Source organism: Anaeromyxobacter sp. PSR-1 (assembly GCF_000964525.1).
GTDB lineage: Bacteria > Myxococcota > Myxococcia > Myxococcales > Anaeromyxobacteraceae > Anaeromyxobacter.
The window spans coordinates 1-8249 of the sequence record NZ_BAZG01000192.1 but is presented as its reverse complement, the minus strand read 5'-3'; the positions used below and the strand labels follow the sequence as shown (position 1 = coordinate 8249).

Below are 8249 nucleotides of genomic sequence, written 5' to 3'. Positions count from 1 at the left end.
GGGGGGACCTCGCCGGCGGCGCGCGCGGCGGGCGCCGCGGCGACCGCGAGCGCGAGGAGCAGGGAACCGGAGCACAGGGCTGCCATGGCGTGCGGCAGGATAGCGTCGGGCGGTGGGCCGACGGAACGTGGGTCGGCCTCGCACCCCGGGGCCCCGCGCGCGCCCGGGCTGGCGTCCGGCGCCGGATTCGGCCATGACTGCCCTCGACATGGCGCTGCCCTCCACGCTCCACCAGCTCGACCTCCAGCTCGCGAACGTCGATCGCGGCGTGGACCGCGCGCTCTCGCTCCGGATCGCGCGCCATCCGTCGGAGACGATGGAGCGCGTCTGGCTGCGCGCGCTGGCGCTCGCGTGGCAGTGGGAGGAGGGCATCGCGTTCGGGCCCGGGCTGTGCGAGCCGGACGCCGCCGACGTGCTGGCGATGCGGCCCGACGGGCGCGCCTCGCTCCTGGTGCGCGTCGGACGGCCCGCGCCGGAGCGGGTGGCGCGCGACGTGGCCCAGAACGCCGGGGCGCGCGTGGCGGTCCTGTTCGAGGGGCCGCGCAGGATGGAGGCCTTCCTCCAGGAGGCCCGGGAGCTCCGCCTCGACCGCCTGGCAAGGGCGGAGCTGGCCGCGCTCGATCCTGACCTGCTCGGGACGCTCGGGGCGCACGAGGACCGTCGCCTGAAGGCGGCCCTCACCATCGTGTCCGACCACCTGTACCTCGACCTGGCCGGCCGCTCGGTGGACGGGCCCCTGCACCGCGGCGCGTACCCGGAACCCTAGTCCCTACGGCCGGATACCTCGTCGGGGGATTTCCTGGCCCGATAGGCATGCATCCGCGGCCCCGCCCGTTAGATCAATCGGGACCGTTTCGGTCCATGATGGCTCTCACGGTTGCGCGCACGTGGCGCGCCGGCCGGGAGCGCCCGCTCCGGCCCGCGGAGGCCGACCGATGATCAGGCTGTCGAAGCTCACCGACTACGCGATCGTGATCCTCGCGAACCTCGCGAGGGCGGGGGAGGGCACCCTCACCGCCCAGGACCTCGCCGACCGCTCCAAGGTCCCGCTCCCGACGGTCTCCAAGCTGTGCAAGGAGCTGTCGAAGGCGGGGCTCGTGCTCTCGCACCGCGGGCGGCACGGCGGGTACGGGCTCGCCCGGCCGGCCGACGCGATCTCCATCGCGGAGATCGTGGAGGCGCTGGAGGGCCCCATCGCGCTCACCTCGTGCGTGGAGCCCGGCGCGCAGCCCGACGCGTGCGGCCTCGAGGCGACCTGCCCGGCCAAGGCGAGCTGGGACCCCGTCTCCCGCGCCATCCAGGGCGCGCTGCGAGGGCTGCCGCTCTCGTCCATCGTCCTGCAGCACTCCAACGAGCCGAACGATCCGAAGGACGCCGACGCCGTGGACGTCGTCACCCTGGGAGCCCACGTCTCATGAGCACCGCGGAGCAGCTGAAGGAGCTGACCGAGCAGAAGTACCGGTACGGCTTCGTCACCGACATCGAGGAGGACAAGGTCCCGAAGGGCCTGTCCGAGGACGTCATCCGCCTCATCTCGGCGAAGAAGGGCGAGCCGCGGTTCATGCTCGAGTGGCGCCTCGAGGCGTACCGCCGCTGGCTCGGGATGGAGGAGCCGACCTGGGCGAACGTCCACTACCCCAAGATCGACTACCAGGAGATCGTCTACTACTCCGCGCCCAAGCAGAAGAAGGCGCTCGGGTCGATGGACGAGGTCGATCCCGAGCTGAAGCGCGCGTTCGCGAAGCTGGGCATCCCGCTCGAGGAGCAGATGCGCCTCGCCGGCGTGGCGGTGGACGCGGTGTTCGACTCGGTCTCGGTCGCCACCACCTACAAGAAGAAGCTCGCCGACCTCGGCATCGTGTTCTGCTCGTTCTCCGAGGCGGTCCGCGAGCACCCCGAGCTGATCGAGAAGTACCTCGGCTCGGTGGTCCCCTCCACCGACAACTACTTCGCGGCGCTGAACAGCGCGGTGTTCTCCGACGGCTCGTTCGTCTACGTGCCGAAGGGCGTGCGCTGCCCGATGGAGCTGTCCACCTACTTCCGGATCAACGCCAAGGACACCGGCCAGTTCGAGCGCACGCTCATCGTCGCCGACGAGGGCGCGTACGTCTCCTACCTCGAGGGCTGCACCGCGCCGATGCGCGACGAGAACCAGCTGCACGCGGCGGTGGTCGAGCTGGTCGCGCTGGACGGCGCGCACGTGAAGTACTCGACGGTGCAGAACTGGTACCCCGGCGACGCCGAGGGGCGCGGCGGCATCTACAACTTCGTCACCAAGCGCGGCAAGGCCATGCGCAAGGCGAAGATCAGCTGGACGCAGGTGGAGACCGGCTCGGCCATCACCTGGAAGTACCCGTCCTGCATCCTGCAGGGCGACGAGTCGGTGGGCGAATTCTACTCGGTGGCGCTCACCAACCACCGCCAGCAGGCGGACACCGGCACCAAGATGATCCACATCGGGCGCGACACCCGCTCGACCATCATCTCGAAGGGCATCAGCGCCGGCCGCGGCCAGAACACCTACCGCGGCCTGGTGAAGATGATGAAGGGCGCCACCGGCGCGCGGAACTACTCGCAGTGCGACTCGCTGCTCATCGGCGACCGCTGCGGCGCCCACACGTTCCCGTACATCGAGGTGCGCAACCCGACCGCCAAGGTCGAGCACGAGGCCACCACCTCGAAGATCAGCGAGGACCAGCTCTTCTACTGCCGGCAGCGCGGCATCTCCGACGAGGACGCGGTCTCGATGATCGTGAACGGCTTCGCGAAGCAGGTGCTGAAGGAGCTGCCCATGGAGTTCGCGGTGGAAGCGCAGAAGCTCCTGGGCATGTCGCTCGAGGGGAGCGTCGGGTGATGCCCAGGAGCTTCGGAGCGTTCCGATCACCGCGCAGAAGCGCCGTGGGCATGTCGCTCGAGGGGAGCGTCGGATGATGCCCAGGAGCTTCGGAGCGTTCCGATCACCGCCCAGAAGCTCCGTGAACATGTCGCTGGAAGGGAGCGTCGGGTAGGCCATGGCCGTGAAGGACGACATCATGCTGAGCATCCAGGGGCTGCGCGCGAAGGTCGCCGATCGCGAGATCCTGAAGGGCGTGGACCTCGAGATCCGCGCGGGCGAGGTACACGCGATCATGGGGCCGAACGGCTCGGGCAAGTCCACCCTCGCGGGCGTGCTGGCCGGGCGCGAGGCGTACGAGGTCACCGGCGGCACCGCCACCTACCTCGGGCAGGACCTGCTCGCGCTCGCGCCCGAGGCCCGCGCCGCGGCCGGCGTCTTCCTCGGCTTCCAGTACCCGGTGGAGATCCCCGGGGTCGGGAACCTGTACTTCCTGCGCACCGCGCTGAACGCGATCCGCCGCGCGCGCGGCGAGGACGAGCTCGACGCGATGGACTTCCTCGCGCTCGCCCGCGAGAAGATGAAGCTGGTGGACCTCGACCCGGCGTTCGGCAGCCGCTCGGTGAACGAGGGGTTCTCCGGCGGCGAGAAGAAGCGCAACGAGATCTTCCAGATGGCGGTGCTGGAGCCGCGCCTCGCCATCCTCGACGAGATCGACTCCGGCCTCGACATCGACGCCCTGCGGGTGGTCTCGCGCGGCGTGAACGCGCTGCGCCGGGCCGACCGGGCGGTGCTGCTCGTCACCCACTACAAGCGCCTGCTCGAGTACGTCGCGCCGGACCGCATCCACGTGATGGCCGGGGGCCGGATCGTGCGCTCCGGCGGCCCGGAGCTGGCGGACGAGCTCGAGCGCACCGGGTACGCCTGGGTGGACGGCGCGCGGCCGGAGGTGGAGCGCGCCGCCGGCGCGGGGGCGCTGTCGTGACCCCTGCGGAGCAGAGCCTCGCGGCCGCGTTCCGCGGCGGCGCCGGCGAGCCGGCCTGGCTGGCGGACGCGCGCGCCGGCGCGCTCGCGGCCTTCCGCGCGGCGGGCCTGCCCACCACGCGCCACGAGGACTGGCGCTTCACCAGCCTGGCCGCGCTCTCGACGCTATCCCTCGCGCCGGCGCCCGCGCCCGACGACGGCGAGGGCCCCGCGCGCGCGCTGCTCGCCGGCCGGGCCGCGCCCGAGGGCGCGCGGCTGGTGTTCGAGAACGGCCGCTTCCGCCGCGAGCTCTCCACCGGCGCGCCGCTCCCGGCCGGCGCGGTGCTGGGGAGCCTCGCCGACGCGCTCCGCCACGCGCCCGAGGCGGTGCGGCCGCACCTCGGCCGCCTGGCGCGCGTGGACGGGCTCGCGTTCACCGCGCTGAACGGCGCGCTGCTCGAGGACGGCGCGTTCCTGCTGCTGCCCCCGGGCGCGCGCGTCGAGGCGCCCATCGAGCTCGTGTTCGCGACCGGCGCGGCCGGGCGCGCGGTGGCGGTGCACCCGCGGGTCCTGGTGGTGGCCGGCGAGGGCGCCCGGGCCACGCTCGCCGAGGTGCACCTCGGCACCGGCGACACCTACCTCGCGAACTCGGTGACCGAGCTGGTGCTGGGCGAGGGCGCCGAGGTCGAGCACCTGCGCCTGCAGGACGAGGGCCCGCGCGCGTTCCACGTCAGCGCGGTGTTCGCCGAGCAGGCGGCCCGCTCGCGCCTCACCGCGCACGGCCTCGCGCTGGGCGGGCAGCTCGCGCGGAGCGAGGTGCGCGCGCGGCTGGCCGGCGAGGGCGCGGAGCTGGCGGTGTCCGGGCTCTACATGGCCGACGGCGCCCGCACCACCGACGCGTTCACCTGGGTGGAGCACGCGGTCCCGCGCTGCACCACCACCGAGACGTACAAGGGCATCCTCGACGGCCGGGCGCGCGGCGTGTTCGCCGGGCGGATCGTCGTGCAGCCCGGGGCGCAGAAGACCAGCGCCCGGCAGATGAACTCGAACCTGCTCCTCTCCGACGACGCGATCGTGGACACGAAGCCCCAGCTCGAGATCTTCGCGGACGACGTGAAGTGCGGCCACGGCGGCACCGTGGGCCAGCTCGACGAGGCGGCGCTGTTCTACCTGCGCTCGCGCGGCGTGGAGGAGGCCGAGGCGCGCAGCCTGCTCATCTGGGCGTTCGCGGCGGAGATGGTGGACCTAGTGCGGCCGGCCGGCCTGCACGCGCGGGCGCGGGAGCTCGTGGCGGCGCGGCTGCCGGCGGGGCGGAAGGTGCTGGAGGCGGCGGCATGACCACGGCGGAGGCACAGGCGGCCGGCGGGCGGGCGGCGCGGCCGGAGGCGCGCGAGGGCGCGCGCGGCGCGTTCGACGTCGAGCGGGTGCGGGCCGAGTTCCCCATCCTGGCGCGGCCGGTGCGGGGCAAGCCGCTCGCGTACCTGGACAGCGCCGCCACCGCGCAGAAGCCGCGCGCGGTGATCGACGCCGTGCGCCGGTACTACGAGGAGGACAACGCCAACGTGCACCGCGGCGTGCACCTGCTCTCCGAGCGCGCCACCCGCCTGTACGACGGGGCGCGCGTGAAGGTGGCCCGGTTCCTCGGGACCGCCGATCCGCACGAGGTGGTGTTCGTGCGCGGCACCACCGAGGCGGTGAACCTGGTCGCGCAGACGTTCGGGCGCCAGCGGGTGGGGCCCGGGGACGAGATCCTCGTCACCGAGCTGGAGCACCACTCGAACATCGTGCCCTGGCAGCTCCTCTGCCAGGAGAAGGGCGCCACGCTGCGCGCCGCGCCGGTGACCGACGCGGGCGACCTCGACGTCGAGGCGCTCGACCGGCTGATCGGGCCGCGCACGCGCCTCGTGGCGGTGGCGCACGTCTCGAACGCGCTCGGCACGGTGAACCCCGTCGCCGAGATCGTGGCGCGCGCGCACGCGAAGGGCGTGCCGGTGCTGGTGGACGGCGCGCAGGCGGTGCCGCACCTCGCGGTGGACCTGCCCGCCCTCGGGGCCGACTTCTACGCGTTCAGCGGCCACAAGCTGTACGGCCCCACCGGCATCGGGGTGCTGTGGGGGCGCAAGGCGCTCCTCGACGAGCTGCCGCCGTGGCAGGGCGGCGGCGACATGATCCTCTCGGTCTCCTTCGAGAAGACGACGTTCAACGCGGTCCCGCACCGCTTCGAGGCCGGCACGCCGCACATCGCCGGCGCGGTGGGGCTCGCCGCGGCCATCGAGTGGCTCTCGGCGGTGGGGCTGGAGGCCGCGGCGGCGCACGAGGACGCGCTCATCGCCTACGCGCTCGAGGCGCTCCGCGAGGTCCCCGGGATCCGCCTGATCGGCACGCCGCGGCGGCGGGCGGGCGTCATCTCGTTCCTCCCCGGCGACGTCCACCCGCACGACGCCGGCACCATCCTCGACCGCCACGGGGTGGCGGTCCGCGCCGGGCACCACTGCGCCCAGCCGCTCATGCGGCGCATGGGCGTCGCCGCCACGGTGCGCGCCTCGTTCGCGGCATACAGCACGCGGGCCGACGTGGACGCGCTCGTCCGCGGCCTGCACGCGGTCCGGGAGGTGTTCGCGTGACCGCGCCCCGCCGCCTCGCCCAGGGAGCCCGCCCGTGTCGGAGCTGAGCGACCTCTACCAGGAGGTGGTCCTCGACCACGGCAAGCGGCCGCGCAACTTCGGCCCGCTGCCCGGGGAGACCCACCACGCCGAGGGGCTGAACCCGCTCTGCGGCGACCACTTCGTGGTCCACGCCAAGGTGGACGGCGGCCGGCTGGCCGAGGTGCGCTTCGAGGGGAGCGGCTGCGCGATCTCCAAGGCCTCCGCGTCGGTGATGACCGGCGTGGTGAAGGGCAAGACCGCCGAGGAGGTGGACCGGATCTTCGAGCGCTTCCACCGGCTGGTGACCGAGGGACCCGCGCCGGACGACGAGGAGGCGCTGGGCAAGCTGGCCGTGTTCGGCGGGGTGCACGAGTACCCCACGCGCGTGAAGTGCGCGAGCCTCGCCTGGCACGCGCTGCGCCAGGCGCTGCGCGGCGAGGCCGCGCCGGTCAGCACCGAGTAGCGAGCACCACCCGAGGGAGCGCGCCGAGGCACGCAGGAGCGGACATGGATCGCACACCCACCCATACCCACCGTGACGTCGAGGCGCTGCAGGTGCCGAGCGGGCACCTCGTGCTGCTGCCGCAGGGCACCTGGCTCGTCGTGCAGCAGTCGCTGGGCGGCCAGTTCACGGCCATGACCGAGATGGGCGGGCTGGTGCGCATCGCCGGCAAGGACGCCGACGCGCTGGGCGAGGCGTTCGTGGAGGAGGCGCGGCGGTTCGAGCAGGAGCGCACCGCCGCCGCCGAGGGGCCGTTCGAGGAGCAGAAGATCTGGGACGCGCTCGGGACGGTCTACGACCCGGAGATCCCGGCCAGCATCGTGGAGCTGGGCCTGGTGTACGCGGTCGCGGCCGAGCCTGTCGAGGGCGGCCACAAGGTGCGGATCGTCATGACCCTGACCGCGCCGGCCTGCGGCATCGGCCCGGTGCTGGTGGACGACGTCCGCCGCAAGGTGCTGGGCGTGCCCGGGGTGAAGGACGCCGAGGTGGACCTGGTGTTCGACCCGCCCTGGGATCCGTCCAGGATGAGCGACGCGGCCAAGCTCCAGCTCGGCTTCATGTAGCCGCGCGCCGCCCCGCGGCTACGCGTCCACCGCGTACTTCAGCACGGTCGAGGCGATCCGGATCACGTCGCCGTGCCGGAGCGTCTGCTCCTTCACCTGCTTCGAGTTCAGGAACGTGCCGTTGGTGGAGTCGAGGTCCACGAGCACGTGCGCGCCGCCCGACACGAAGATGCGGGCGTGCCGCCGCGACGCCTGGTCGGACCCGATCACCACCGTGTTGCCCTCCTCGCGGCCGAAGGTGACGTCCTCGTCGCCGAGCGGGTAGCGCTTCCCCTGCTCGCCGGCGTCGGCGGAGTGGACCACGACGAGCGCGGCCCGGACGGTCTCGGCGCGGCCGGCCTGCTGCGGGGCGCCGCTCGCGCGGGTTTCGTCGAAGTTCATGCCCATGGCGTTAGCACGGGCAGGGGCGGGCGGTGAAGGGGCTGCCCGGGGGCCGCCGTCGCACCTCACCCGCGCTGGCCGAACGGGTGGAACGGGAAGCCGCCCTCCTCGTAGAAGCGCTCGAAGAACTCGACGTAGTGCAGGCGGAGCGCGGCGATGGTCGGCCCCACCAGGCCGAGCGTGTAGTTCACCGCGTGGAGCAGGACGCCGAGCGCGATCCCCAGGCCCCGGGGCTCGAGCGTGCGGGCGACGAGGTTCGCCGCCTCCGCGAGCATCACCGAGGCGAGCCCGAGCGCCATGAGGCGGGAGTAGGAGAGGACGTTGCCGATCCCGAGGACGAGGTCGAGCAGCGCGAGCGGCCC

9 protein-coding genes and 1 pseudogene are annotated in these 8249 nt (G+C 73.3%); 8 read left to right on the top strand and 2 right to left on the bottom strand.

Going from position 1 to position 8249, the window contains the following annotated elements; translation table 11 throughout:
• The first annotated feature begins 193 nt into the window (after positions 1 to 193).
• From PSR1_RS19725 to sufT, 8 genes are all read left to right on the top strand, one after another.
• Positions 194 to 766: a YaeQ family protein gene (locus tag PSR1_RS19725; protein WP_237758163.1), complete on the top strand. Its 573-nt coding sequence runs from the start codon at positions 194 to 196 to the stop codon at positions 764 to 766.
• Positions 767 to 935: 169 nt separating this feature from the next.
• Positions 936 to 1418 carry an SUF system Fe-S cluster assembly regulator gene (locus tag PSR1_RS19720; protein WP_059439120.1) on the top strand — a complete coding sequence of 161 codons (483 nt, stop codon included), beginning with the start codon at positions 936 to 938 and terminating at the stop codon, positions 1416 to 1418.
• Positions 1415 to 2854, top strand: a complete 1440-nt coding sequence (gene sufB / locus PSR1_RS19715) for a Fe-S cluster assembly protein SufB (protein ID WP_059439119.1) — start codon at positions 1415 to 1417, stop codon at positions 2852 to 2854. Before PSR1_RS19720 ends, sufB begins: the two co-directional genes overlap by 4 nt.
• A gap of 157 nt (positions 2855 to 3011) precedes the next feature.
• Positions 3012 to 3818, top strand: a complete 807-nt coding sequence (gene sufC, locus PSR1_RS19710) for a Fe-S cluster assembly ATPase SufC (protein ID WP_059439118.1) — start codon at positions 3012 to 3014, stop codon at positions 3816 to 3818.
• Positions 3815 to 5134 (top strand): Fe-S cluster assembly protein SufD, encoded by a 1320-nt coding sequence (gene sufD, locus PSR1_RS19705; protein ID WP_059439117.1) that lies wholly within the window; start codon positions 3815 to 3817, stop codon positions 5132 to 5134. The genes sufC and sufD overlap by 4 nt, the downstream gene beginning before the upstream one ends.
• Entirely contained in the window at positions 5131 to 6420 is a 1290-nt protein-coding gene (locus tag PSR1_RS19700; RefSeq protein WP_059439116.1) for a cysteine desulfurase, read from the top strand. The genes sufD and PSR1_RS19700 overlap by 4 nt, the downstream gene beginning before the upstream one ends.
• Before the next feature lie 34 nt (positions 6421 to 6454).
• Positions 6455 to 6904 carry a Fe-S cluster assembly sulfur transfer protein SufU gene (gene sufU / locus PSR1_RS19695; protein WP_059439115.1) on the top strand — a complete coding sequence of 150 codons (450 nt, stop codon included), beginning with the start codon at positions 6455 to 6457 and terminating at the stop codon, positions 6902 to 6904.
• Between the two features lie 44 nt (positions 6905 to 6948).
• A complete protein-coding gene (sufT, locus tag PSR1_RS19690) occupies positions 6949 to 7506 on the top strand; it encodes a putative Fe-S cluster assembly protein SufT (RefSeq protein WP_059439114.1) in 558 nt (185 codons plus the stop codon).
• Between the two features lie 18 nt (positions 7507 to 7524).
• Here the strand turns inward: sufT and PSR1_RS19685 are convergent, their stop codons facing one another.
• Complete coding sequence (locus PSR1_RS19685) at positions 7525 to 7887, bottom strand: FHA domain-containing protein (protein WP_237758162.1); 363 nt, start codon at positions 7885 to 7887, stop codon at positions 7525 to 7527.
• Between the two features lie 65 nt (positions 7888 to 7952).
• Positions 7953 to 8249: pseudogene (locus PSR1_RS19680) on the bottom strand (ATPase); the annotation flags it as partial.

What these genes read in the sequence shown, in the direction of transcription:
- PSR1_RS19725 (WP_237758163.1), top strand. Translation starts at nt 194, where the DNA reads ATGACTGCCCTCGACATGGCGCTGCCCTCCACGCTCCACCAGCTCGAC.
- PSR1_RS19720 (WP_059439120.1), top strand. Translation starts at nt 936, where the DNA reads ATGATCAGGCTGTCGAAGCTCACCGACTACGCGATCGTGATCCTCGCG.
- sufB (WP_059439119.1), top strand. Translation starts at nt 1,415, where the DNA reads ATGAGCACCGCGGAGCAGCTGAAGGAGCTGACCGAGCAGAAGTACCGG.
- sufC (WP_059439118.1), top strand. Translation starts at nt 3,012, where the DNA reads ATGGCCGTGAAGGACGACATCATGCTGAGCATCCAGGGGCTGCGCGCG.
- PSR1_RS19700 (WP_059439116.1), top strand. Translation starts at nt 5,131, where the DNA reads ATGACCACGGCGGAGGCACAGGCGGCCGGCGGGCGGGCGGCGCGGCCG.
- sufT (WP_059439114.1), top strand. Translation starts at nt 6,949, where the DNA reads ATGGATCGCACACCCACCCATACCCACCGTGACGTCGAGGCGCTGCAG.
- PSR1_RS19685 (WP_237758162.1), bottom strand. Translation starts at nt 7,887, where the DNA reads ATGAACTTCGACGAAACCCGCGCGAGCGGCGCCCCGCAGCAGGCCGGC.